18 protein-coding genes are annotated in these 23,701 nt (G+C 64.8%); 7 read left to right on the top strand and 11 right to left on the bottom strand.

The window, feature by feature from the left end; translation table 11 throughout:
- Positions 1–221, bottom strand: a 221-nt coding sequence (locus tag ACTHNR_RS27055; protein WP_440551998.1) for a helix-turn-helix domain-containing protein, incomplete at its 3' end; no start/stop codon positions are given.
- Between the two features lie 371 nt (positions 222–592).
- Positions 593–1,483, bottom strand: coding sequence for a manganese catalase family protein (locus ACTHNR_RS27050; RefSeq protein WP_440551996.1), 891 nt, complete (start codon positions 1,481–1,483; stop codon positions 593–595).
- Positions 1,484–1,667: 184 nt separating this feature from the next.
- Here ACTHNR_RS27050 and ACTHNR_RS27045 point away from each other — a divergent pair, with 184 nt between their 5' ends.
- Together ACTHNR_RS27045 and ACTHNR_RS27040 are read left to right on the top strand one after the other, a co-directional pair.
- Positions 1,668–2,582 (top strand): PadR family transcriptional regulator, encoded by a 915-nt coding sequence (locus ACTHNR_RS27045; protein WP_440551994.1) that lies wholly within the window; start codon positions 1,668–1,670, stop codon positions 2,580–2,582.
- A 100-nt stretch (positions 2,583–2,682) separates the two neighbouring features.
- A complete protein-coding gene (locus ACTHNR_RS27040) occupies positions 2,683–3,954 on the top strand; it encodes an MFS transporter (RefSeq protein WP_440551992.1) in 1,272 nt (423 codons plus the stop codon).
- A 12-nt stretch (positions 3,955–3,966) separates the two neighbouring features.
- Here the strand turns inward: ACTHNR_RS27040 and uvrA are convergent, their stop codons facing one another.
- The 5 genes from uvrA to ACTHNR_RS27015 form a co-directional block, all read right to left on the bottom strand.
- Positions 3,967–9,885: an excinuclease ABC subunit UvrA gene (gene uvrA / locus ACTHNR_RS27035; RefSeq protein ID WP_440551990.1), complete on the bottom strand. Its 5,919-nt coding sequence runs from the start codon at positions 9,883–9,885 to the stop codon at positions 3,967–3,969.
- A 251-nt stretch (positions 9,886–10,136) separates the two neighbouring features.
- Positions 10,137–10,784, bottom strand: a complete 648-nt coding sequence (locus tag ACTHNR_RS27030) for a uracil-DNA glycosylase family protein (RefSeq protein ID WP_440552000.1) — start codon at positions 10,782–10,784, stop codon at positions 10,137–10,139.
- Between the two features lie 68 nt (positions 10,785–10,852).
- Positions 10,853–11,221: a DUF488 domain-containing protein gene (locus ACTHNR_RS27025; RefSeq protein WP_440551988.1), complete on the bottom strand. Its 369-nt coding sequence runs from the start codon at positions 11,219–11,221 to the stop codon at positions 10,853–10,855.
- A gap of 106 nt (positions 11,222–11,327) precedes the next feature.
- The gene (locus tag ACTHNR_RS27020) at positions 11,328–12,167 is read right to left on the bottom strand and encodes a hypothetical protein (protein ID WP_440551985.1); all 840 of its coding nucleotides are present in this window, start codon (positions 12,165–12,167) and stop codon (positions 11,328–11,330) included.
- Positions 12,168–12,420: 253 nt separating this feature from the next.
- Positions 12,421–13,485, bottom strand: coding sequence for a glycosyltransferase family 4 protein (locus ACTHNR_RS27015; protein WP_440551983.1), 1,065 nt, complete (start codon positions 13,483–13,485; stop codon positions 12,421–12,423).
- Between the two features lie 741 nt (positions 13,486–14,226).
- Between ACTHNR_RS27015 and ACTHNR_RS27010 the strand changes: the two genes are divergently transcribed.
- Positions 14,227–16,098 carry an ABC transporter ATP-binding protein gene (locus tag ACTHNR_RS27010; RefSeq protein WP_440551981.1) on the top strand — a complete coding sequence of 624 codons (1,872 nt, stop codon included), beginning with the start codon at positions 14,227–14,229 and terminating at the stop codon, positions 16,096–16,098.
- Positions 16,099–16,131: 33 nt separating this feature from the next.
- Here the strand turns inward: ACTHNR_RS27010 and otsA are convergent, their stop codons facing one another.
- Both otsA and otsB read right to left on the bottom strand, forming a co-directional pair.
- Positions 16,132–17,628 (bottom strand): alpha,alpha-trehalose-phosphate synthase (UDP-forming), encoded by a 1,497-nt coding sequence (otsA, locus tag ACTHNR_RS27005; RefSeq protein ID WP_440551980.1) that lies wholly within the window; start codon positions 17,626–17,628, stop codon positions 16,132–16,134.
- Positions 17,625–18,377: a trehalose-phosphatase gene (gene otsB / locus ACTHNR_RS27000; protein WP_440551978.1), complete on the bottom strand. Its 753-nt coding sequence runs from the start codon at positions 18,375–18,377 to the stop codon at positions 17,625–17,627. The genes otsA and otsB overlap by 4 nt, the downstream gene beginning before the upstream one ends.
- Positions 18,378–18,691: 314 nt before the next feature.
- Between otsB and ACTHNR_RS26995 the strand changes: the two genes are divergently transcribed.
- The 3 genes from ACTHNR_RS26995 to ACTHNR_RS26985 all read left to right on the top strand — a co-directional run bounded on the left by ACTHNR_RS26995 (position 18,692) and on the right by ACTHNR_RS26985 (position 20,878).
- Positions 18,692–19,423, top strand: coding sequence for an SCO family protein (locus ACTHNR_RS26995; RefSeq protein ID WP_440551976.1), 732 nt, complete (start codon positions 18,692–18,694; stop codon positions 19,421–19,423).
- An 89-nt stretch (positions 19,424–19,512) separates the two neighbouring features.
- Positions 19,513–19,989: a copper chaperone PCu(A)C gene (locus tag ACTHNR_RS26990; RefSeq protein ID WP_440551974.1), complete on the top strand. Its 477-nt coding sequence runs from the start codon at positions 19,513–19,515 to the stop codon at positions 19,987–19,989.
- Between the two features lie 13 nt (positions 19,990–20,002).
- Positions 20,003–20,878, top strand: coding sequence for a cytochrome c oxidase assembly protein (locus tag ACTHNR_RS26985; RefSeq protein ID WP_440551972.1), 876 nt, complete (start codon positions 20,003–20,005; stop codon positions 20,876–20,878).
- Here ACTHNR_RS26985 and ACTHNR_RS26980 read toward each other — a convergent pair whose 3' ends face one another.
- Together ACTHNR_RS26980 and ACTHNR_RS26975 are read right to left on the bottom strand one after the other, a co-directional pair.
- Entirely contained in the window at positions 20,879–21,427 is a 549-nt protein-coding gene (locus ACTHNR_RS26980) for a GNAT family N-acetyltransferase (RefSeq protein WP_440551970.1), read from the bottom strand. It lies immediately after the preceding gene.
- A gap of 178 nt (positions 21,428–21,605) precedes the next feature.
- Positions 21,606–22,139 (bottom strand): SMI1/KNR4 family protein, encoded by a 534-nt coding sequence (locus tag ACTHNR_RS26975; RefSeq protein ID WP_440551968.1) that lies wholly within the window; start codon positions 22,137–22,139, stop codon positions 21,606–21,608.
- A 291-nt stretch (positions 22,140–22,430) separates the two neighbouring features.
- On the opposite strand from ACTHNR_RS26975, the gene ACTHNR_RS26970 reads away from it, so the two are divergent.
- The gene (locus ACTHNR_RS26970) at positions 22,431–23,657 is read left to right on the top strand and encodes a polysaccharide pyruvyl transferase family protein (RefSeq protein WP_440551965.1); all 1,227 of its coding nucleotides are present in this window, start codon (positions 22,431–22,433) and stop codon (positions 23,655–23,657) included.
- The last annotated feature ends 44 nt before the right edge of the window (positions 23,658–23,701 follow it).

The following is a 23,701-nucleotide window of genomic DNA, read 5'->3' as shown; positions in this document are numbered from 1 at the left end:
GCAATGCGGGGAAGAAATTGGACCCGGCCGATGAGCCACAACGCCATCGCGTAGACCGAAATGGAAACGGTAGGGTCGCCCGCCTCCATCTTGCGCAGCGTCGGCACCGACACTTGCATGCGCTCGGCGAACGACTGCATGGTCTCGCGCCGGCGCTTGCGTGCGATCCGAAGATTTTCCCCGAAATCCGCAAGGGCCCGCTCCACTGGATACGGCAGCATGTCGGCGGCGTTAGATCGTCTTGGCATAGAAACAATAATTACCGATCCAGCCAGTAATAGCAACTATTGTTTGCTTTTTATGACCTACGCCGGACCGGTTCGCGCGTGGCCGGACTGCCTTGCGGAGCAAACTATGAGCAACACTCGGATTCGCACTGGCACGGAAGCCGACTTCCTCGCGCGAGGCAAGCGCCTGGCGCACAAAAGGAAAGGCCGCTCGAAAGCGGCCTAGAAACCTGATGAACGCGCTCGCCCGGGTAACTTCCAACTAGTCCGGCTCCCCAGCGAGTGCAACGGTTACTACCGATTATTCATGTATCTTGCAACAAGGCGGACGCGCTCGCTTCCGGCGCCTTCCCGGCGAGCAACAACTACTCCACCAACCCATTCGCCCCCGGCTGCGCCTCCCCTAACTCCGCCCCCGTCTCCGGATCGTGCGTGCGATCCGACTTCAACCGCCGCTTCATCTCGTCCAGTGTGGTTCGCTCCTTCTCGCTCAGTTGCACGGCCGCCGATCCGTCGCCGCCGTCGACAGGAATCGGCGGATCTTCGACGAGCTCCAACCCTCGCCCTTCGTTCCACGGCCCCCGCTCCGGCGGCGCGCCGTGCGACATCTTGTAATAGGCGTCGGCGTACTGGGGAATCGGGGCCAACTTGCCCGGCGGGAAATTCGCCGTGATCGCATAGAGCGCCTTCTCGAACGACTTCTGATGCGACACTTCCCGCGTCATGAGAAAGCCCAGCGCCTCGCGCACCCCCGGGTCGTCCGATACGTTGATGAGCCGCTCGTAAATAATCTTCGCGCGTGCCTCGGCCGCGATGTTCGAACGCAAGTCCGCCGTCGGCTCGCCGATCGTATCGATATACGCCGCGCTCCACGGTACGCCCGCGGAGTTCGTAAGCGGCGTGCCGGCGCCATAGAGCACCTGCGTCACATGACTGTCGTTGCCGGCGCCGTTGAGCTTCCGGTATAGCTCGGCCTGCGCATCGACGGCCTCCGCAAGCTCACCCTTCGCCCCGCGGTTGAGCATCGCGACAATTGACCCAATGATCTCCAAGTGGCTCAGTTCCTCGGTCGCAATATCGAACAGCATGTCCTTGCGACCGGGGTCTTCCTCAGTCACTGCCTGCGTGAAATAGCGCATCGCCGCAGCTAATTCTCCTTGCGGCCCGCCGAACTGCTCCAGCAGCAGATTCGCCAGCCCCGGGTCGGAACTGCCGACGCGAACCGTGTACTGCAACCGCTTGTTGTGCACGAACATGGAACCCCCTTTTTCGGTCGTGGTTGAACGGTATGCCGTCCGCTTCCGTCCGCAACGAGCATTCCCGCCGTCTCAACCCTGGCCTCGCGTCGACCCAAGCCCCGCTTGACAGACTATCTTTAGATATATATCTTTAGATATACATCGACACCGCCCCGTTCACGACTCCCTCAAGGAGATGCTCATGCGTCACCACTTTCACGAAGGCCCCCGCGATCTCGACTTCTCCGACTTTCAGCCGGGGCACCGCCACGCGCATTCGCAAGGACATCGCGATCGCCACGGCCACCAAGATCACCACGACTCCTTCGATCGCGACCCGCGCGAAGCTGGCCCCGACTATGGTCATTGGTACGGACATCGGCGCGAAGGGGTCCATCCCAGCTTCTTTCACGGCCACGACCGGAGGCTGCATGCTCGCCGCGGCGAGCCGTCGTTCCTGCACGAGTTGTGGCACGCCATCGGGCGTCACCGGCACCGCCACGGCGGCGGTCCGTTCTGGGGCGGGCGCGGCGACAGCGGCTTCGGCGACGATGAAAGCTTCACGCGCGGCCGCAAATTCACCGGCGAGGACCTGCAGTTGATGCTGCTCGCGCTGATCGAGGAGCAAGCGCGTCACGGCTACGAACTCATCAAGGCGATCGAGACGCGTTCGAACGGCTTCTATGCGCCAAGCCCCGGCATGGTCTATCCTGCGCTGACCTATCTCGAAGAACTGGGCTTCGTCACCGTCCAGCAAGAAGGCAATCGCAAGCGCTACGAGATCTCGGAGGCGGGCCGCACGCACTTGGCCGCGAACCGCGATCAAGTCGACATGATTCTCGCCAAGCTCAGCTATGTGGCGCACAAGATGGAATCGGTGCGGCGGGCCTACGCGGCGGAGCAAGAAGACACCGACGGCGGCGCCTTCGGTCGCGACGCAGGCAGTTGGCACCCCAAGCTGCAGCAAGCGCGTTACGCGTTGAAGCTGGCGCTGCTGCGACGCATCGATGCGGACGAGCACGAACAGCAGCGCGTGGCCGAAATCCTGCTTCGCGCCGCCGCCGAAATCGAGGCAAAACCGGCTGCGGGCCCCGCGCCGCAAGACTCAAAGGCTTGAGCGTGTCACGCGCGCGGCAGGCGAAGCGTCAAGTAAGACAACGGCGGTCCACGCGCACCGCCGTTCGAGAAACGGCACATCGACAAGGAATCGAATAACTATGTATGCCCTGCCCCAAGCGCGCGAGCGGCGCCTCATATGGCTGCTCGCGCTCGTGCAATTCACGCTCATCATGGATTTCATGGTCATGCTGCCGCTCGGCCCGCAGATCATGACCGCCTTCCACATCTCGCCGTCCAAGTTCGCGGCCGCCGTCTCGGCCTATTCGTGGTGCTCAGGGCTGTCGGCGCTCTTGGCGGCGACCTACATCGACCGCTTCGATCGTCGCAAGCTTCTGCTTGCCGCCTACTTGCTGTTCGCGGTATCGAACGTGGTATGCGCCTGGGCGACGAGCTATCCGTTGCTCCTCGTGAGCCGCGCGTTTGCCGGTATTACGGGGGGCGTGCTCGGCGCCGCCGTCATGGCGATCGTGGCCGACATCGTGCCGGTTCAAAGGCGCGGCGCCGCGACGGGCATCATCATGACCGGCTTCTCGATGGCGGCGATAGCAGGCGTGCCCGCCGGCGTGCTGCTCGGCGCGTACTTTCATTGGTCCGCGCCGTTTTGGCTGCTCGCGGCGCTAACGGCAACGATTGCCGTAATCACGGCGCGCATCCTGCCACCGCTCGCGGAGCATCTGGCCACGAAGCCGTCGTCGCTGGCAGAGACGATGCCGGCGCTCGTGCAGTTGCTGACCTATCCGCGGCACCTGCGTGCGTTCGCCTTGACGTTTCTCATCATGTTCGCGCACATGCTGGTGATCCCGTTCATCTCGCCGATGCTCGTGGCCAATCACGGCATCTTGCCCGGTCAGATCTCCTGGCTCTACATGGCCGGCGGCGCGGCGACGTTCTTCACTTCGCGCGCCATCGGCAGGCTGGCCGACCGAATCGGCCATCGTCTCGTGTTCCGCATCTTCGGCGTGTTGGCGTTAGGCGCCGTGCTGCTGCTCACGCATTTGCCCCAAGTGCCGTTCTCGATCATGGTGCCCGGCTTTGCCTTGCTTCTCGTCGTGTCCTCGGGCCGGATCGTGCCGATGCAGGCCATCCTGACAACCGTGCCCGACGCCCAGCATCGTGGGGCGTTCTTGAGCGCCAACGGCGCCGTGCAATCGCTAGGCACGGGCTGCGGCGCTTGGCTCGGGGGCTTGATGCTGTCGACCGATTCGGCGGGACATCTCGTCGGCTACGGCGTCAGCGGATGGGTGTCCGTCGCATTGGCTGCGCTCGCGCTGATCTGGGTGGGACAGGTAAGAGGCGCGGGCCCGCAAAGCGCTCCGGCGATTGCGCCCGCAGCCCCGAGCGCCGCGCCCGAATTGGCCGGGGAAGCCTGACGCGCAGGGGAATCACGCGCTACGCCGCCCGCCTCGCGCCGTCGCACCGGCGGGTGAAACCGCTTCACCTTCGCCTTCACTCGCCGCACGCCCGAGCACCGGCACGAGGGCCTGTCCCGTATGGCTCTCGCGCACGCGCGAGAGCGTCTCCGGGTCCGCGGCCGCGACGATCGCGCCGCCGCCCGCTCCGCCTTCCGGGCCCAAATCGATGATCCAATCCGCTTCGGCGATCACGTCGAGGTCGTGCTCGATGACGACGACGCTATGGCCCGCGTCGACGAGCCGGTGCAGTACGCGAATCAGACGTGCCACATCGGCCATATGCAAACCCACCGTGGGCTCGTCGAGCACGTAAAGCGTATGCGGCGCTTTTTGCCCGCGCCGCGTCACGTCGTCGCGCACTTTCGCCAGCTCCGTCACGAGCTTGATGCGCTGCGCCTCGCCGCCCGATAGCGTGGGCGACGGCTGCCCCAGCGTCAGATAACCGAGCCCGACATCCTTCATCAGCTGAAGCGGATGGCCGATGCTCGGCATCGACGAAAAGAACTCTACAGCCTCGTCGATCTCCATCGTCAGGACATCGCCGATATTCTTGCCGCGCCAAGTCACGGCAAGCGTCTCGGGATTGAAGCGCTGCCCGTGGCAGACATCGCAAGGCACCTTCACATCGGGCAAGAAACTCATGCCGATCGTGCGTACGCCCTGCCCTTCGCATGCCGGGCAGCGTCCCTCGCCCGTGTTGAACGAAAAACGCGAGGCTGCATAGCCGCGTGCACGCGCTTCCAGCGTGTCGGCGAACAGCTTGCGGATGGTGTCCCAGACGCCGATGTAAGTGGCCGGACACGAGCGCGGCGTTTTGCCGATCGGCGTTTGGTCGACTTCGAGCACGCGGTCGATCGCTTCGAAGCCGGTGACGGACACGCACCCTTGCCAGCGGTGCGTCACGTCCAGGGGCGCGCGGGCGGTACTGGCCGTGGCGCGGCGAATCTGCTGGGCTTGCGTCTTCGGTTGCTTAGCCGCGCCTTCCTGCGCGGCACGGCGCGCGCGCCGGGTGGCCGGCGAGGACAGCACCGAGCGCCCGACCGCATCGAGCAGGTTCGTCATCAGGACGTCGCGCGCGAGCGTCGATTTGCCCGATCCCGATACGCCCGTCACCGCGACGAGTCGCGCGAGCGGGATGCTTGCCGTCACGTTCCGCAAATTGTGCAGCGACGCACCGTGCACGGTGAGCCACCGCTCCGGCGTAGGCGCCTTCGCATCGGCCCGCACTTCGCGTCGCGGCTGCAACGGATGAACGATGGGCCGCGCGAGAAATTGGCCCGTCAGCGAATCGGGGTGTGCCGCGAGATCCTTCACGCCCCCTTCCGCCACGAGCCGGCCGCCGCGCTTGCCGGCGCCCGGCCCGACGTCGATGATGTGATCCGCGCGCCGAATCGTGTCCTCGTCGTGCTCGACGACGACCAGCGTGTTGCCCTTCTCGCCGAGCTGATGGAGCGCATCGAGCAAGATCCGGTTGTCGCGCGGATGCAGGCCGATCGTCGGTTCGTCGAGAACGTAGCAAACGCCTTGCAAATTGCTGCCGAGCTGCGCCGCCAACCGAATCCGCTGCGCCTCGCCGCCCGACAGGCTCGGGGCCGCGCGATCGAGGCTCAAGTACCCTAGTCCCACTTCTTCGAGGAACCGTAGCCGGCTCGCGATTTCGCTGACGACGTCGCGAGCGATCTGCGCATCGCGGCCGCCAAGCTCGATCGTATCGATCCATTGGCGCGTGTCGGATACGGTCCAGCGACCGACGTCGACGATCGCGCGGCCGTCGAACGCTACGGCCCGCGCCGTTTCGTTCAGCCGCGTGCCGCCGCAGTCGGGACACGGCGTATCGCTGACGCCCTCGACCTCCTGTTCCTCCGACGGCAGGGTCTGTTCGCGTCCGCGTCCGTCATCGGCGCCGAGCACCGTATCGTCGTACGCGGCGCGCTGCTCGCGCGTCAATGCAAGCCCGGTGCCGACGCAGCTCATACACCAGCCGTGCTTGCTGTTGTAGGAGAACATGCGCGGATCCAGCTCCGGGTAGCTCGTCCCGCACTCGGGACAAGCCCGTTTGACGGACAGCACTTCCACTTCGCCGATCGCCACCGTCGAGCGTTTCGACGCGAGCGCATCGGCCAAGCCGTCGAGCGGCGCGAGCAAATGAACGACGCCCTTGCCGAATTCGAGCGCGGCATCGAGCGATCGGCGCAGCTCGCCTTCGTTGTCCGCCGAAACAACGAGGTCGGCCACCGGCAGCTCGATCGTGTGTTCGCGGAAGCGCTCGAGCTTCGGCCACGGATCGACGGGCAAGAACTCGCCGTCCACGCGCAGATGCGAATAGCCGCGCGCCTTCGCCCACTTCGCCAAATCGGTGTAGACGCCCTTGCGGTTGACGACGAGCGGCGCGAAGAAGCCCACGTGCTCGCCGGCGTAATTGCGCAGGACGTGCGCGGCGATCGATTCGGCGCTCTGCGGCGTGACGGGCGTGCCGTCGTGGATGCAGTGCTGAATGCCGAGCTTCACGTACAGCAGACGCAGAAAATGCCAGACCTCCGACGTCGTCGCCACCGTGCTCTTGCGTCCGCCGCGCGAAAGACGCTGCTCGATCGCCACGGTCGGCGGGATGCCATACACGGCATCGACTTCCGGCCGCCCCGCCGGTTGCACGATCGAGCGCGCATAGGCGTTCAGCGATTCGAGGTAGCGCCGCTGTCCTTCGTGAAACAGGATGTCGAACGCGAGCGTCGACTTGCCCGAGCCGGACACGCCGGTCACGACGTTGAACTTGCCGTGCGGAATATCGACGTTCAAGCTTTTCAGGTTGTGCTCGCGCGCGTTGACGATACGCACGACGTCGTCGCCCTCGACGGCGCGGCGCGAACGGGCCGCCGCAAGCGCCTTTTGGAGCGGAACGCCGGCTACCGTCTCGTTGGCTGCCTCGGCCGCACCGAGCGCTTTTTCGTACTGCTTCAACGCGCGCCCCGTATGCGACGCGCCGCACGCCTTGATTTGCTCCGGCGTACCGGCCGCGACGACGAGCCCGCCTTCATCGCCGCCCTCGGGCCCGAGATCCACGATCCAATCGGCCGCGCGAATGACGTCGAGATTGTGCTCGATGACGATCAGCGAATGGCCGCGCGCGAGCAGCTTGCCGAAGGCGCGCATGAGCTTGGCGATGTCGTCGAAGTGAAGGCCCGTCGTCGGCTCGTCGAACATGAAAAGCCGCCCACCCGGCGTCGCTTCCGCACCGACCTTGCCGCCCGTCTCGGCGAGAAACCCGGCAAGCTTGAGCCGCTGCGCCTCGCCGCCCGAGAGCGTCGGCACGGGCTGGCCGAGCTTGACGTATTCGAGCCCCACGTCGACGATCGGCTGCAACACGCGCAGCACGTCGGCGTCGTCGGCGAATAGGCTCACGGCCTCGCTGACCGTGAGCTCGAGCACGTCGGCGACCGAAAGCGCCCGAGCGGGCGAGCCGCGTTCGATCGTCACCTCGAGCACTTCCGCACGATAGCGACGCCCATCGCAATCGGGACAACGCAGGTACACGTCGGAGAGGAACTGCATTTCGACGTGCTCGAAGCCCGAGCCGCCGCAGGTCGGGCATCGGCCATCGCCCGAATTGAAACTGAACGTGCCGGCCGCGTAGCCGCGCTGCAAGGCCAGCGGCGCCTTCGCGAACAGCTTGCGAATTTCGTCGAAGGCGCCCACGTAGCTTGCCGGGTTCGAGCGAGCGGTCTTGCCGATCGGCGATTGGTCGACGAACACCGCGTCGGCAATCAATTCCGCGCCGATCAGGCCACGATGCGCGCCCGGCGACTCCGTTGGCCGCCCGAGATGACGAGCGAGCGCCGGATAGAGCACGTCTTGGATCAGCGTCGATTTGCCCGAGCCCGACACGCCCGTTACGCAGACGAGCCGCGCAAGCGGGATGTCGACTGTCACATCGCGCAAGTTGTGCTCGCCCGCGCCTTCGAGCACGAGCCGAGGCGTGTCCCCATCCACCGGCCGCCGGGCCCAATGCGTCGCGTCCGCCACGCGCAATCGCGCGCCCAAATACTCGCCGGTCAGCGTGTGCGCCGCGCGAATGTCGGCCGGCGTTCCGTCATAGACGACGTTGCCCCCGCGCTCGCCCGGGCCGGGCCCCATATCGATCAGTCGATCGGCCGCAAGCATCACCGATGGGTCGTGCTCGACGACGACGAGCGTATTGCCCGCATCGCGCAATCGCCGCATGGCCTCGACGATGCGATCGAGATCGCGCGGATGAAGACCGATGCTCGGCTCATCGAGCACGAACAGCGTCTTCGTGAGCGACGTGCCGAGCGCCGTGGTCAAGTTGATCCGCTGCACTTCCCCGCCCGAGAGCGTGCGGCTTTGCCGATCGAGCGTCAGATACCCCAGCCCGACGTCGCACAAGTAGCGCAAGCGCGTGCGCACTTCGGCGACGAGCAGCTTCAACGCGTCGTCGAGCAGTGCGCTCGGCAACGTGATTTCGTCGAAGAACCGCCGGATTCGCGCGATCGGCATCAGCATCAGGTCGTGCACGGTCAAGCCCGGCAGCGCCTCGAGTTGCGCGCGCGTCCACGTCACGCCGTGCGGCAGGAAACGCGCCTCGGGTGCGAGCACCGCGTCGGCGTTGGCTTTCGTACCCAAGCGCCACAGCAGCGATTCGGTCTTCAGCCGCGCGCCGCCGCACGTCTCGCATGGGGTGTAGCTGCGGTACTTCGACAAGAGCACACGGATGTGCATCTTGTACGCTTTCGATTCGAGATAGTTGAAGAAGCGCCGTACGCCATACCACTCGCGCTGCCACTCTCCTTTCCAATCCGGCGAGCCGTTGATGACCCAATCGCGCTCCGCGTCGGTCAGCTCGGCCCATGGCGTCGTCGTGCGAATGCCTGCCCGCGCGCCATAACGCATGAGGTCGTCCTGGCACTCCTTCCACGCCGGGGTCTGCATCGGCTTGATCGCACCGCCGGCAAGCGTCTTTCGCACGTCGGGGATGACGAGGCCGAGGTCGACGCCGATCACGCGGCCGAAGCCGCGGCAGACGTCGCACGCGCCGTAGGCCGAGTTGAACGAGAACAGGCCCGGCTGCGGGTCGGCATAGCGCAGGTCGCTCTCCGGGCAATGCAGCCCCGTGGAAAAACGCCAGATGCGCGGCGACGGCTCGGCCGCGCCAGCGTCGGCATCCGCTTCGGGCAGTACATAGACGTTCACGCGCCCCGCTCCGCGCTTGAGCGAGGCTTCGATCGCTTCGACCACGCGGGCTTTTTCTGTCTTGCCGATGCGAAAGCGGTCGGCGACGACGTCGAGCACCTTGCGAGCGCCGGCTGGCGTCGCGACTTCACGCTCCGCCTGCACGCGCGTATAGCCGCTCGCGGAGAGCCATTGTCCGACCTCGTCGGCGCTCGTTTGCTCGGGCAATTCCACCGGAAACGTGACGACGAGCCGTTCGTCGCGCTCGGCCGTGCGGGCAGCGAGGTCCGCGTAGATCGTCTCGGGCGTGTCGTGCCGTACGCCGTCGGCGGTCACTTTATCGAAAAGCTGCGCCGCGCGAGCGTAGAGCAACTTCAGATGATCGTTGAGTTCGGTCATCGTACCGACCGTCGACCGCGAACTGCGCACGGGGTTGGTCTGATCGATCGCAATCGCAGGCGGCACGCCGTCGACCCGGTCGACCTGCGGGCGATCCATGCGGTCGAGAAACTGCCGCGCGTAAGCGCTAAATGTCTCGACGTAACGGCGCTGACCTTCAGCGTACAAGGTGTCGAAGACGAGGCTCGACTTGCCGGAACCCGACGGTCCCGTGACGACCGTCATTTCGCCTGTGCGCAGGTCGAGGTCGATATTTTTGAGATTGTGCTGACGAGCCCCGCGAATGCGGATGACGCCGGAAGTCATGAGACGTGTCCTTTCTACGCGCTAATCGAACGATGCGCGCTCTCGTTTCGAGATGAGAAAGCGCGCCAGGGGTGCAATGATAGTCCCGCTTGGCCGAGTTGGCCGCGTCGCGCCCTGGGCGGATGCGCTTTGTTTGGCCGATGGCGCGGCCGGCTTCTTGGCGAGCGCGATTGGTCGCGGCGGAGCGCGCAAATTAGTGACAGCCACTGACGAAAATCCGACCATATGGCCGGCGCGGCGAGGCCGATCGCCTATGGGACCGCGTCGGCGGGCTCGACTGACAATGCAGTGGCCACGCGAGCCCTGAGCACGGGCACGAGTTCGCGCTCGAACCAATCGTGCTGCTTGAACCAACCCTGATTTCGCGGCGACGGATGCGGCAAGGGGATGCACGAGGGACCGTAATCGCGCCACGCCGCGACGGTCTCCGTCAGATTCGCCCGGCGCTCCCCGGCCAGGAAACGTTGCTGCGCATAGGCCCCCACGAGCAGCGTGAGTTCAATGTGCGGCATCTGCGCCAGCACGCGGTCGAGCCAAAGTTCGGCGCACTCGCGCCGCGGCGGTAGATCGCCCGATGTACCTCGCCCCGGGTAGCAATACCCCATCGGGACGAGGGCCACGCACTCGGGATCGTAGAAATGCTCAGGCCCGATTCCCATCCACGTCCGCAGCCGTTCACCGCTCTTGTCGTCCCAGGGCACGCCCGATGCGTGCACGCGAGCGCCGGGCGCCTGACCGACGACCAGCACGCGCGCCGCGCGTCCCACCTGAAGGACCGGCCGCGGCCCATGAGGCAAATGGGCTTCGCACGCGCGGCATGCCCGGATTTCGGCCAATAGCGACTGCAATCGCGCGGCGGGGGAAGCGGAAGATGGGGACAACGGCACTGCGCGCCGCATTGATTTGGAAGGGTTCACGTTCAGATCGTTTGAATCGGTTCAGCGCATGCGGCCCGGCCCGGCGCCGCTCAACGATGCGCCAGTTTGCGCATCAGGTAGTCGCGCAAAACGACGGCCTGATTGTGCTCGCGATCTCGGGCACCGAACAACAAAGCAATGGGGCCCTGTTCGGCCGCCTCGATAAGCGGCTGCCAGGCCTGCGGGTTGGCGTCGAGTTCCGCGCAATAGCGCGCTTGAAATTTTTCCCAGCGCGCCGGGTCGTGCCCGAACCAGCGGCGCAACTCCGTGCTGGGCGCGACGTCGCGCAGCCATGCGGCGAGCCGCAGCGCGTCCTTCGTCACGCCGCGGGGCCACATGCGATCGACGAGAAAGCGTGGTCGCCCGTCCGGGCCGAGCGCATCGTACGCCCTGAGGATCTCGATTCGAGCCTGGTTCATACCGCTTCCTCCTCTATCGCGGACACCCCGGGAGTCGGCGGGACAGTGCGCCGCTCAGCGGCGGCGCCGACGCACAGGTCGTTCGCTCGGCAAGCGCCTGCGTCGATCAGACCTGCCGTAGCGTCGCATCCAGTGCGTGCGCGGCGGTTCGGTCACCGTCCGTCGCGAGCGTCGTGCGAAAAACCGTTTGCCGGTTGTGCCCGACTGCCGCCGGCGAGTCCCATAGCAGTTCCACTCGCGAACGCCGTGCCCACCCGTGCGCGCGAATCGCGGCGCCACCGGCGTGCCCCGTCACCGTGGGCGCGCCGTCGACGCTCGCACGCAGGTGCGCCGTGGGACGTTCGCGCTCGATCGCCGCCGCGGCGGGCCATTTCACCGACAGCTCGCGCGCATCGTACTGGCCGAGCTTCCGGCTTTCGACCCAGACCACGACTGTGCGCGTCGCCGCATCGAGGGCGATCGCAAAACGGCCGATGGCGAACCGGCGCGCGGCCACGTTGGTGCGCCAAAGCGCCCTGGGACGGCAGACCCAGAGAACGGCGGCATACAACGCGGGCGCGACAATGAGCCAGCCGTTCGTTTCCGCGATGGCGTGAACGGTCCGTCTGCCGCCCGCGGCCCAAACGAACACGCCGATCGACCAAAGAGCGAAGAGCAGACATAAAAGTGCAAAAAGGCGCAGGGCTTGCCGCAGCCATTGGGGCAGCGGGTGAAACGGCCGCTCGGCGCGCGCCCGAGCGCCAGGCAGCACGATCAGCAGAAAGAGGAAGACGCCGTTGATCGACGCCCAAGGGGACGACGCCATGGCCGAGAGCGCTTCCCCATAGCCCATCTGCGCCATCGAGTAGAGCCAGCGCGCGAGCAAAACGAGACCGATAGCGCGCAGCGTGAACATCGTGCCGGCGCCCGGTGCCGGTTCCGCTCGCGTGGGGTTCCCTCTCGCCAAAACGCTCTCCTAAGGTCAGACATCGATCGCCGCCTACTGCACGGCAGCAGCATTATAGGGATTCGGAGCGGTTCGAGCTTCACCCTGTTCGTTCCACGGGCCCGTGCCGGCGCGAACAATCCGTGTCGCAGGGGGATTCCGAGGCGCGCACCACAAGCCTACTACCGCAAAAGAAAAACGCCCCGCGTGCCGATAGGCAGGCGGGGCGTGTCGAGCAATGCTTAGGCGCGGCGACCGCGCCTCGCTTCGGGGCTTAGCCGGCGGCGACTTCGCGCAGCACGGTGCGGCGCTTTTGGCGCAGCAGGTTTTCGTACGAAGCCAGGTAATTGCGCGCCATCACCTTCGAGGTGAAACGCTCTTCGAACGCCTTGCGCACCGTGGCGCGCGGCAGCGACGACAGGCGCTTGAGCGCGGCGACGGCCGACAGTTCGTCTTCGACGACGAAGCCCGACACGCCGTTTTCGATGACTTCGGGCACGGAACCGCGCTTGAACGCGATCACGGGCGTACCGCAGGCCATGGCTTCGATCATGACGAGACCGAAGGGCTCCGGCCAGTCGATCGGGAACAGCAGCGCATGGGCGCCGCCGAGGAACTCGGCCTTCTGGGCTTCGTTGATTTCACCGATGTATTCGACGTGCGGAAGCGCGAACAGCGGCTTGATCTGCTCTTCGTAGTAAGCGCGGTCGGCCTTGTCGAGCTTGGCGGCGATCTTGATCTTCATGCCGGCTTTCTCGGCGATGCGGATGGCCGTGTCGACGCGCTTCTCCGGCGAAATACGGCCCAGGAACGCGAGGTAGCTCGGCTCGACATCGGTACGCGGCGTCAGCAGGTTCTCGGGCAGGCCATGGTAGACCGTCGAGAGCCAGTTCGCCTGCGGCAGCGGCATACGCTGATTGTCCGAGATCGAAACGACCGGCACTTCGTTGAACGTGTTGAAGATCGGCTGCAGTTCCGGCAGATCGAGGCGGCCATGCAGCGTCGTCAGATGCGGAACCGGCTGGCGCGAGAACAGCGAGAACGGGTAGTAGTCGATGTGGAAATGCAGCACGTCGAACTCATCGGCCCGGCGACGCACTTCCTCGAGCAGCAACATGTGCGGAGCCATCGTGTCGCGGATCGAAGGATCGAGGCGCAGGGCCTGCGGCCAGAACGCTTCGAGCTTCGCCGACGTCTGCGAATCGCCGCTCGCGAACAGCGTGACGTCGTGGCCGAGTTCGACGAGCGCTTCCGTCAAGTACGACACCACGCGCTCTGTTCCGCCGTAGAGCTTCGGAGGAACCGCTTCGTGCAAAGGAGCGATTTGAGCGATCCGCATAGTGATGAACTCCTAATAAATATTCAGGCAAAAATGTTGGCTGTTGGTCTGGAAGCGAATCGCCCGCTCCATTGCAAGGCGGCAGCACGCCCTTCCCTTTCTGGGGACGGGTGCGATTCGCCTCGAACCATCGGCTGCGCCGGTCGGTTGATCTCGGGGCTACGCGCCACATGACGTTAAACGCATGGCTCACGCAACCGTTGACGCCGCTCGAAAAATTCCTAGGGCAAACCCGGATCGATTATCCGATCCGTTTCATGCTGCGCCGCGGGACATTTCAAACTCTTTACATTGTTACAGGCCGGAAACATTTCGCCCACCACGGCGCCGCGATGCGCGCCTACAGTAGCCCGAAGCGTGATGCGCGCCGCGGTTCGAGCCGCTTATGCACCTTTTCCGTGCACCCTCGCGCATCAGCACTGGTCGATCAGGCCCCAAATATGGCCCGATTTTGCTCCGAAGCTGCTCCGATTGCCGTTGTCCCCGCGGCATTCGGACGTAACCCGTGATTCTAGCCGAAAATTACGGTTTCCTTCGGCCGACCTTTCGTTCCAGACGCGCATCGATCTTGCTTGCGCAACCCGGCGACGATGCGTCGCCGCAAATCGGCGTTGTTCGTAGCCAACGCTCGTCGCGAAGTCCCGGGGAAGTTCCGCGGATGTTTACAATGGCGGCGTGCCGCGCTATCTCGATATTGCTCGAGTTTGGCTACCGGTACGCCTCACGCAGACTATGCTTTTCATGACACTCGTTTCCCGTGCCTCGCACGAACCACAATTGGAACATTCGACCGTCGCCGAGCGTAACGCTCGCAACGCCAGGCTCTCGAGCTATGCCGAGCGGCCCCTCGCGTTCTTGCTCAGTTACATCCGGCGCCACCCCGTCTCCCATGCGATCGTGCTGGCCAGCGTCTTCGCGGCTGTCGCCTGCGCGCTGGCCTCTCAGTACGCGATCAAGCATTTGATCGACGTCCTGGGCATGGGCCGGCATCACCCGGGTCCGCTGTGGGCCGCGTTTGCGATTCTCGTCGGGCTCATCGCCGCCGACAATCTGCTATGGCGCATCGGCGGATGGGTGGCCGCGCATGCTTTCGTCGACGTCACGGGCGACTTGCGGCGCGACCTGTTTCAATACCTGACCGGCCATTCGCCGACCTACTTCGCCGAACGCCAACCCGGTACGCTCGCCAGCCGGATCACGGCAACCTCGAACGCCGTGTACACCTCCGAGAACACGATGGCGTGGAATGTGCTGCCGCCCTGCATCGCGGTGCTCGGGGCCATCGTCATGATCGTCACGGTCAACCCGGTCATGGCCGCAAGCCTGATGCTGTGCTCCGGCGTGCTCGCCGTCGTGCTGTACAAGCTCGCCGGGCGCGGCTCGTCGCGCCACCACAAGTTCGCCTCCAAGGCCGCGGCCGTCGACGGCGAGCTCGTGGACGTGATCGGCAACATGGGGCTCGTGCGCGCCTTCGGCATGACATTGCGCGAGCAACGGCGCTTCGCCGATACGGTCAAAGGGGAAATGGACGCGCGGCAACAGAGCCTGCTCTACCTCGAGCGCCTGCGGCTGCTGCACGCCGTCATCACGGCGCTGCTTTCCGCGGGCTTGCTCGGCTGGGCACTGTGGCTCTGGAATCAAGGGCGCGCGACCTCGGGCGATATCGTGCTCGTCAGCTCGCTCGGCTTCACGATCTTGCACGGCACGCGGGACCTGGCGGTCGCGCTCGTCGACGTCACTCAACACATCGCGCGACTGGCCGAGGCCGTCAAGACGCTGCTCGAGCCGCACGGCATGCCCGATAGGGAAGACGCGATCGAGTTCGTGCCGCGCGGCGGGCGCGTCGACTTCGAGGGCGTCACGTTCGCCTACCCGCGCAGGCGGGCTATCCTCGATCATTTCGATTTGCACATCGAAGCGGGCCAGCGGGTTGGCCTCGTCGGCAAATCCGGCGCGGGCAAATCGACCGTCCTCGCGCTCTTGCAGCGGTTCTACGACACACAGGGCGGTTCGATCACGATCGACGGGCAAGAGATCGCGGCGATCACGCAGGACAGCCTACGCCACGCCATCGCGCTCGTGCCGCAAGACATCGCGTTGTTTCATCGGACGGTCTACGAGAACATCGCCTACGGCCGCCCGGACGCGAGCCGCGAGGAAGTTTATGCGGCCGCGCGCGAGGCACGCTGCACCGATTTCATCGAAGCGATGCCGGAAGGGTTCGATACGATCGTCGGCGATCGCGGCGTGAAGCTCTCGGGGGGCCAGCGCCAGCGCATCGCCATCGCGCGGGCCATCCTGAAGAATGCGCCGATCCTCTTGCTCGACGAAGCGACGTCGGCGCTCGACAGCGCGTCCGAAGAAGCGATTCAACAGGCGCTCGATCGGCTCATGGTCGGCCGTACCGTCATTGCGATCGCGCACCGTCTATCGACGCTGCAAAACTTCGATCGCATCATCGTCATGAGCTCGGGCAAGGTCATCGACGACGGCTCGCCCGAAGCGCTGCGCAACCGTCCGGGCATCTACCGCGATCTGCTGAGCAAACAGCACGGCAAGGCGATGCAATTGCATCCGGGCGGCGGACGCAAGATCGACGAACACGTCGCTTGATGTCGCGGCGGCCGAGCGGCCGCCGCTCCCCCCTCAAGCGGCAACGCGTTTGCGCGCCGTCTTGGCGCGCGCCGCCGCGCGCGTCTCAGTCGTTTTGTTCCGTGTCGGCGCTTGCGCGCCGCTTTGCGCTAGATCCCGCAGGAACGTATCGCGCCAAACCGACACGTTGTTGCTGCGCAGTTGCACGATCATGTCTTGATAGCGTGCACGCCGCTCGGCGAGCGGCATCGACAACGCCTGCGCGAGCGCCTGCGCCATGCCGTCGATGTCGACCGGATTGACGATGAGCGCCCCCGTCAGCTCATCGGCCGCACCGGCGAAACGCGACAGCACGAGCACCCCCGGATCGTCGGGGTTTTGCGCGGAGACATACTCCTTCGCCACGAGATTCATGCCGTCCCGCAACGGCGTAACGTACCCCACGTGCGCTTCGCGAAACAGCGCCGCCAGCACGGGCCGCTCGTATTGGCGATGGATGTAGCGGATAGGCGTCCAGTCGAGCTCGGCGAAGCGGCCGTTGATCCGGCCAAGCTCGCCTTCGAGCCGCAGACGAATGTCTTGATAGGCGTGCATATCCGCGCGCGTCGGCGGCGCGATCTGCATGAACGAGACGTTGTTGCGGCAGGTCGGCGCCTGATCGAGCAACCGCTCGAACGCCCGAAAACGTTCGACGAGCCCTTTCGAATAGTCGAGCCGGTCGACGCTCATGATGAGCTTGCGATCGTGCAGCGTCTGGCGCATGGTGCGGACCGCCCTGCCGCGCGCGCCCGCCGCGGCGAGTTGAGCGATTTCGTCCGGATAGACGCCGATCGGATAGGCTGCCGCGCGCAGCGATCGCCCGAATGCACTCACTTGCGCCGGCGTGCCCGCGACGTATGGCGTGCCGCGATGGTTGCCGCCTTCGGCGGCGATTGTCCCGCCCGCCTCGTGCACGACGTAGTCGCAGAACGCTCGCACGTCGGCCTGCGTCTGAAAGCCGAGCAAGTCGAACGAGCACAAGGCTTCGACGAGTTCGCGGTGCGGCGGCACGGCCATCAGCACTTGCGCGGCCGGAAATGGAATATGCAGAAAAAAGCCGATGCGATTCTCGACGCCCGCCGCGCGCAGCGCCTGCGCGAACGGAATCAGATGATAGTCGTGAACCCAGATGACGTCGTCGTCGCGCAGAAGCGGCACGAGTTGTTGCGCGAGCCACGTGTTGACGCGCCGATAGCCTTCGAAGTCGTGGCGGTCGTATTGAATCAGATCGGCCCGATAGTGGAACGCAGGCCATAGCGTCGCGTTCGAAAAGCCCCGGTAGTACTGATCGTAGTCGCGCCGTGCGAGGCCGATCGTCGCGAACGTGACCGGCCCTTGCTCGACGAGTTGCAGTTGAGGCTGCCCGGACGATACCACTTCCCCGCTCCAGCCGAACCACATGCCGCCCGTTTCCTTCAGCGCATCGTACACGCCGACCGCCAACCCGCCGGCTGCCGGGCCGCCTTCGGAAATCGGCGCGACCCGGTTAGAAACGATAATCAGGCGACTCATGAGCTGTGCTGTGCCGAGGCGACGATATCGGCCAGCCAGCCGACGAATGCATCGACCGATTCGACGCGCGCGCGCGCGGCGGTATCGCCCGCGCCGACCTTGATCGACAGGCCGCCGCGCTGATTCACGACGGCGAACGCCTTTTCGTCGGTCAAATCGTCACCGGCGAACACCGGCGTGCGGCCCGCGAACGGCGGCTCATCGAGAAAGGCCGTGAGGGCGCGCCCCTTGTCGACGTTTTTCGGTTTTATTTCGTAAACCATCTTCCCGGGCTGCAAGACATAGGCGTCGGCGTAGGTGTCGACGAGGCGCTGCGTCGTTTCGCGCGCCGCCGTCTCGGCCAGCGGCGCGTTGCGATAGTGCAGCGCGAGCGCGGCCCCCTTGATTTCGAGCAAGGTGCCCGGATGGTCGTTGACGAGTTCGGCCAACACACGTTCCATCCGCAGCAGGCGTTCGTCGTTGAAGCCGAGCCTCACCGTATCGCCGCTTGCATCGCGCCGCTCGGCGCCGTGCAGCCCCGCAACAGGCAGATCGGGCATGCCGAGGAACCCATCGATGCTCTCGATGCCACGCCCCGACACGACAGCCACCGCGCCGTGCGTCAAATGACGCAGCCGGGCGAGCGAATCGACGACGCCCGGCGGGACGAAAACCGCGTCGGGCGTGGGGGCGAGTTCGACGAGCGTACCGTCGAAATCGAAGAAGAATGCTGTCTCGCGCAGAGACAGAACAGCGGGAAGAGATTGCATCAGCTCAATTCGCGTAACGGTCTAGACGACCCTTTGGCCGCTCCAAACCGGAAAAGTTTGCGCATCTTACCGCGCCTACGCCGCCATTTCGAGCAACAATGCCCCGAAACGCCGCAACTGGACAGACGGCGACACGACGCGGCGCCTACCCCCTATCTTGCCTGCTCCTGCGACATATTGCCCCGTTGGCGGTGCAATTGGCGACGTGAAGGGAAACAGTCAGTCAGTTGCGCTATAGTCGCAGCCTCCCAGCCGTCGGCCGGCGCTGCTGCGCATGCAGCGGCCCTGCGCCTCTGCACCTTACCGAGTTACGGATGCCGCCACGTGATTTCAGCGTCGGCTCGCCGCACAGCGAACCGGCCCGTTTCCTCACCGCATCGCCCGCCGCCGAAGCGGCCGCTTCAGCCGCGCCGCCAGTCGCCCACGCTCGTCCTTCGCGGGCCTGGTGGCGACCGGCCGTGCGAAGTCTCTCGGCCTTGGCTTTTGCCGCCGCAGTGGCCGGTTGCTCGCATGAAGCAGAGCCCTGGCAGTTGACCGACGTCTCGAGCCACCTGCCCGATCTTCAATTCACGTTGACCGAAGACAACGGACAAACCGTGACGGCGTCGAAGTTCCAGGGCAACACGACGCTCGTCTACTTCGGCTATACGCACTGTCCGGACGTCTGTCCCGAGACGATGGCGCGCTTGATGCAAGTGCTCGAGAAACTGCCGCCCGCCGATGCGAAGGCGGTGCGCATTCTGTTCATTTCCGTCGATCCGGCGCGCGACACGCCGCAAGCGCTGCACGCTTACGTCACGGCGTTCGACGCGCAGCATATCCGTGGGCTGACAGGCACGAACGCACAAGTCGAATCGCTCGCGAAGCGGTACCGCGTAGCGTATCAAATGGAGAAGCGCGATCCGAACGGAAGCTATGAAGTCACGCACAGTTCGGCCGTCTATATCTTCGATCGCGAGGGCCGCGCGCGCCTGCTGGCCACGAGCAGCGCCACGCCCGATGCCATCGCTCATGACTTGCGCCGTATCATCGAGCAAGATGCCTGAAGGGCGGCCCGCGATCGAGATGCCGGCAACCGCCTAGTACTCGATTCAACGATAACCCGCGCTCATACCAACCTACCCTCATCGAAACCATGCCGATACATTTTCGACCGAACCTGCTGCGCTCCGCCACGCTCGCCTCGACGCTGCTTTGCGCCGGCGCCCTGCTGAGCACGCCCGCCCATGCCGCGGGCGCGGCCGCCATCTCAGCCACGAACGCCTGGGTTCGCTGGCTGCCGAACAAACTGCCCGCGGCCGGCTACGTCACGCTCACGAACGCCAGCGACAAAAACATCGATCTCACCGATGTCTCGAGCGCGGATTACGGCAGCGCCATGCTGCACCAAACGGTCCAAAACGGCTCGACCACGAATATGGTCATGGTCGATAAGGCCACAGTGCCCGCGCACGGCAGCCTGAAGATCGCTCCCGTTGGCTACCACATCATGCTCGAAGAGCCGACGCGCAAGATCGCGCCCGGCGATACCGTCCATCTGAAGCTGCAATTCTCCGACGGCGAAACGCTCGTGACGCCGTTCGCCGTGAAGGCGCCGGGGACAGCGAAGTAACTCGGGCATCACGATGAATCTGCTCTACTGGCTCGATCCCTGGGAACCGTCGCCGACGGTCGTCGTCGCTGTACTGGCCGCGGCAATCCTCTTCGCGCGCGGGGTGCGCCATGCACGCGTCTCGCTGCCGCGCCAGGTTTCGTTCTGGTTCGGGCTCACCGCGCTCTACATCGCGTTGCATACTCGGCTCGACTATTACTTCGAGCACGAGTTCTTCATGCATCGATTGCAGCACCTGGTGCTTCACCACCTCGGGCCTTTCTTCATCGCCTGGTCGTATCCGGGCGCTGCGCTGCGTGCGGGCATCCCCTTCAGTTGGCGCCGGCGTTTCCTCCGGCCGACCATGCGAACGAAGCCGGCGCGCATCGCGCTCGACATCGTGTTCAATCCGATCGTCGCCGTCGTGCTGTTCGTCGGGCTCATTTATTTCTGGCTGCTCTCGCCGATTCACTTCAAGGCGATGCTCGACTGGCGGCTCTACCGCATCATGAACTGGAGCATGGTCGTCGACGGCCTGCTGTTCTGGTGGCTCGGGCACGATCCGCGCCCGGCGCCGCCCGCGCGGCTCTCGCCCGGACGCCGAATCATGATCGTCATTGCGGCCATTCCGCCGCAGATCGTGCTGGGCGCACTCATATTTTTCACCCCTCGCGAGCTCTATCCGATCTACTCGATTTGCGGTCGCGCCTTCAGTTGGATCAGCCCGATCCGCGATCAACAGATCGGGGGGCTGCTGCTCTGGATACCGGGGTCGATGATGAGCGTCTTCGGCGCGCTCATCGCGCTCAGGCATTGGATGCGGCTGTCGACGCGAGAAAGGCTGCGCGAGGAGCGACGAGAATCATCGGAGGGTGTGCAGCGTCCAACGCCGGCCCGCGCACATGGATGACTAGACGGAGCGCATCCAAATGTGCGGAATGCCGTCGTCGTCATGCACTTCCGAAATCGGCTCGAAGCCGAACGCGCCATAGAACATTTGCAGGTGTGCTTGCGCGTGCAGCTTGATCGCGGCATCGGGCCACTGCGCGACGATATGCCTGAGCGCCTGCTCCAACATCGCACTGCCTAGGCCCACGCCGCGAAAATCGGACGTGGTCAGCACTCGCCCGATGCGGATGTCCGTATCCGACTCGTCGGGCAACAGCACGCGTAAGTAGCCTGCGAGGACAGGGGCCGGCGTCCGCTCGGGGCTTGGCGACCGCGTGGTCGAATCGACTTGCGAATCGACGTTGCCCGTCCGTGCATCGGCCGAATACGCCAGTAGATGCCACGCGTCTTTATCGAGCCCATCGACGTCGTTGTAGACGCATTGCTGTTCGACGACGAACACCTCATTGCGCGCCTGCAGCATGTCATAGACTTCGACCGCCGTCAGAGACGAGAACGGCTTCCAGCGCCAGTCGAGTGCTTCGTGCGGGTCGCGAGCGGGTTCGGTCATGGCCAATTCGGAGTAGGTCGGAAGAGATTCGGTGCTCGGCGATTATCCCGCGAGCCCGAAGCAATTGCCAAGGGCTGCGGCGAACATATCTACTTCGTCGCGACCTGATCTGCGGATGCAGCCGCCGAGCCTATGCGTCATGAGGCGGCGCCGATCATCTATTCCGTTGGCGCGCGCCCTATTCCGTCGGCTGCTCCAAGCCCATCAGTTCCTTTACTGTCCGGTCCAGCCACTGCTCGAAGCTGAGCGCCAGGCATTCGCGACGCTCGTCGTCATGCCAAACGCGGATCACCTGGCCCACTGTACCTCCGGGCGCAGGGTCGAGATCCAGGCACAAGCAGTTGCCCATCCCGTCCGCCGTGAAGGGAATCCATCCGAGGTTGAACCAATCGTCCTTGACGCCGCTGTCGGGGTCCGATGTCGTGCCTTCGAACGCGCCTTGCACGACGAGATCGCGCCAGCCCGACCACTCGCTCAAGATGCCTTTGACGTCGAGCAGGATCTCGATGTGGAAACCGGCCTTATAGCGGCTGACTTGCCCGTTATGGATTTTCAAGCTGGCGATGAAATCATCGGGCAGCTTGACGCCCAGCGCGCCTTCGAGCACCCGAATTTCATCGTCGGTTGCGGGGCCTTTGAACCCTTCGGGCACGGCATCGGGCGTCGCTTTCATCCAGGCGTCGAAGCGTGACCATGTTTGCGCGATATTCATTGGCGGCTCCTTGAAGATTGAGGTTTCCGATCGGGTTTGGTGCCGAGCGAGGGCCAAACGATAAGGCAGTTGCGGTCGGATTTCCCCAAAACGGCACAAATCTGAGACCAAATGAAGGCGATCGCGCGCCCGCATCGCGGTGGCCACTCCCTCGATGCCACACACGCGACCGGCGGGAACACGATGGACTATGTCGTTCGCGTTAGTCCCTCGCGCTGAACCACGCGTAGGATGTTCATAGCGCTGTATTGCATGCCCGTTGCGGCGCATCCGCTCCACGAAGACCCGCCCATGACCAACCCATCATCCGAATCCACCACGATCCTTTTCGGCGCGTTCGATCGTCACAACTTCGGCGATATGCTTTTCGCGCACATCGTCGCGCGCATGTTGCCGGGGCGTCGGCTGCGCTTCGCCGGATTGGCCGAGCGAGACCTGCGCACATACGGCGGCCATGTCGTCGAATCGATCTCGACGCTGGCGTCGGCGTGCCGGGAGCGAACCGTCGACATCGTTCACGTCGGCGGCGAACTGCTCACCTGCGACGCCTGGGAGGCAGCCGTCATGCTGTCGTCCGCTCAACACGCGAAATCGATCATCGGCGAGCAAGCCGCATGGCAAAAGAAGCCGGTCGAATGGGCGGAAGCACATCTCGGTTTGTCGACTCGCGCGCCCTACGTGTTATCGCGAACGTTGTTCCCACAGGCTCGCCGGGTACTGTTCAATGCGATCGGCGGTGTCGATCTCGATCGCCGAGACAACGCGATGCGCGCGCAAGTCATCGAGGCGCTTCGTCTCGCGAACGATGTCACCGTGCGCGACTCCTTGACCCGCGATACGCTCGACGCCGCGGGCATTGCGACGCAACTTCTGCCCGATCCCGCCGTCATGGTGGCGGCGCTTTTCGGCGACGACGTTCGCCGCCGCGCCGAGGCAGAGCTTGTATCATCGATCCGCCATACCTGCCCTAACGGCTATATCGCCGTTCAGTTCAGCGCGGATTTCGGCGACGACCGCACCCTGAGCGACATCGCGGCCCAACTGGATATCGCGGCCCAATCGCACGGCTTGGGCATCGCCTTCTTCGCCGCGGGCACGGCACCGTGGCACGACGATCTCGCGGTCTACGAACGCACGCGGCAACGGATGCGAACCTCGTCGGTGCACTGCATGTATTCGGCAGATATCTGGGACATCTGCGCGCTCATCGCAAGCAGCCGAGTCTATTGCGGCAGCAGTTTGCACGGCCGGATCGTAGCAGCCGCGTTCGGGTTGCCGCGCGTCAACGTGCGTCATCCGGCACGCACCGAACCGCGCGGCAAACAAAGCGCGTTCGCCCTAACTTGGGACGACCCGACTATACCGGCCGAAGTGGACGTCGGTCAGGTAGCACGAGGCATCGACGACGCACTGCGTGTCGAGCGTGCGCAGTTGCGGCGACTGGCCCGAACGCTCGTGCACACGTATCAAACGGGATTTGCACGCGTGCCGGCGATACTAGCCGGGCCCGATGATTGATCGGGCGCTATCGACGAGGCCATGGCTGGGAGCGGCGAATGCGC

Origin of the sequence: Trinickia sp. (assembly GCF_051954495.1) — a bacterium.
Taxonomy (GTDB): Bacteria; Pseudomonadota; Gammaproteobacteria; order Burkholderiales; family Burkholderiaceae; genus Trinickia.
The sequence above is the reverse complement of the archived record's forward strand: the minus strand, read 5'-3'. Positions and strand labels throughout refer to the sequence as shown.

Excerpts from the sequence above, each read along its gene's own strand:
- ACTHNR_RS27010 (WP_440551981.1), top strand. The coding sequence starts at position 14,227 with ATGACACTCGTTTCCCGTGCCTCGCACGAACCACAATTGGAACATTCG.
- ACTHNR_RS26970 (WP_440551965.1), top strand. The coding sequence starts at position 22,431 with ATGACCAACCCATCATCCGAATCCACCACGATCCTTTTCGGCGCGTTC.
- ACTHNR_RS27050 (WP_440551996.1), bottom strand. The coding sequence starts at position 1,483 with ATGTTCGTGCACAACAAGCGGTTGCAGTACACGGTTCGCGTCGGCAGT.
- ACTHNR_RS26990 (WP_440551974.1), top strand. The coding sequence starts at position 19,513 with ATGCCGATACATTTTCGACCGAACCTGCTGCGCTCCGCCACGCTCGCC.
- otsB (WP_440551978.1), bottom strand. The coding sequence starts at position 18,377 with ATGCAATCTCTTCCCGCTGTTCTGTCTCTGCGCGAGACAGCATTCTTC.
- otsA (WP_440551980.1), bottom strand. The coding sequence starts at position 17,628 with ATGAGTCGCCTGATTATCGTTTCTAACCGGGTCGCGCCGATTTCCGAA.
- ACTHNR_RS26985 (WP_440551972.1), top strand. The coding sequence starts at position 20,003 with ATGAATCTGCTCTACTGGCTCGATCCCTGGGAACCGTCGCCGACGGTC.
- ACTHNR_RS26975 (WP_440551968.1), bottom strand. The coding sequence starts at position 22,139 with ATGAATATCGCGCAAACATGGTCACGCTTCGACGCCTGGATGAAAGCG.
- ACTHNR_RS27030 (WP_440552000.1), bottom strand. The coding sequence starts at position 10,784 with ATGCGGCGCGCAGTGCCGTTGTCCCCATCTTCCGCTTCCCCCGCCGCG.
- ACTHNR_RS26980 (WP_440551970.1), bottom strand. The coding sequence starts at position 21,427 with ATGACCGAACCCGCTCGCGACCCGCACGAAGCACTCGACTGGCGCTGG.
- ACTHNR_RS27025 (WP_440551988.1), bottom strand. The coding sequence starts at position 11,221 with ATGAACCAGGCTCGAATCGAGATCCTCAGGGCGTACGATGCGCTCGGC.
- uvrA (WP_440551990.1), bottom strand. The coding sequence starts at position 9,885 with ATGACTTCCGGCGTCATCCGCATTCGCGGGGCTCGTCAGCACAATCTC.
- ACTHNR_RS27045 (WP_440551994.1), top strand. The coding sequence starts at position 1,668 with ATGCGTCACCACTTTCACGAAGGCCCCCGCGATCTCGACTTCTCCGAC.
- ACTHNR_RS27015 (WP_440551983.1), bottom strand. The coding sequence starts at position 13,485 with ATGCGGATCGCTCAAATCGCTCCTTTGCACGAAGCGGTTCCTCCGAAG.
- ACTHNR_RS26995 (WP_440551976.1), top strand. The coding sequence starts at position 18,692 with ATGCCGCCACGTGATTTCAGCGTCGGCTCGCCGCACAGCGAACCGGCC.
- ACTHNR_RS27040 (WP_440551992.1), top strand. The coding sequence starts at position 2,683 with ATGTATGCCCTGCCCCAAGCGCGCGAGCGGCGCCTCATATGGCTGCTC.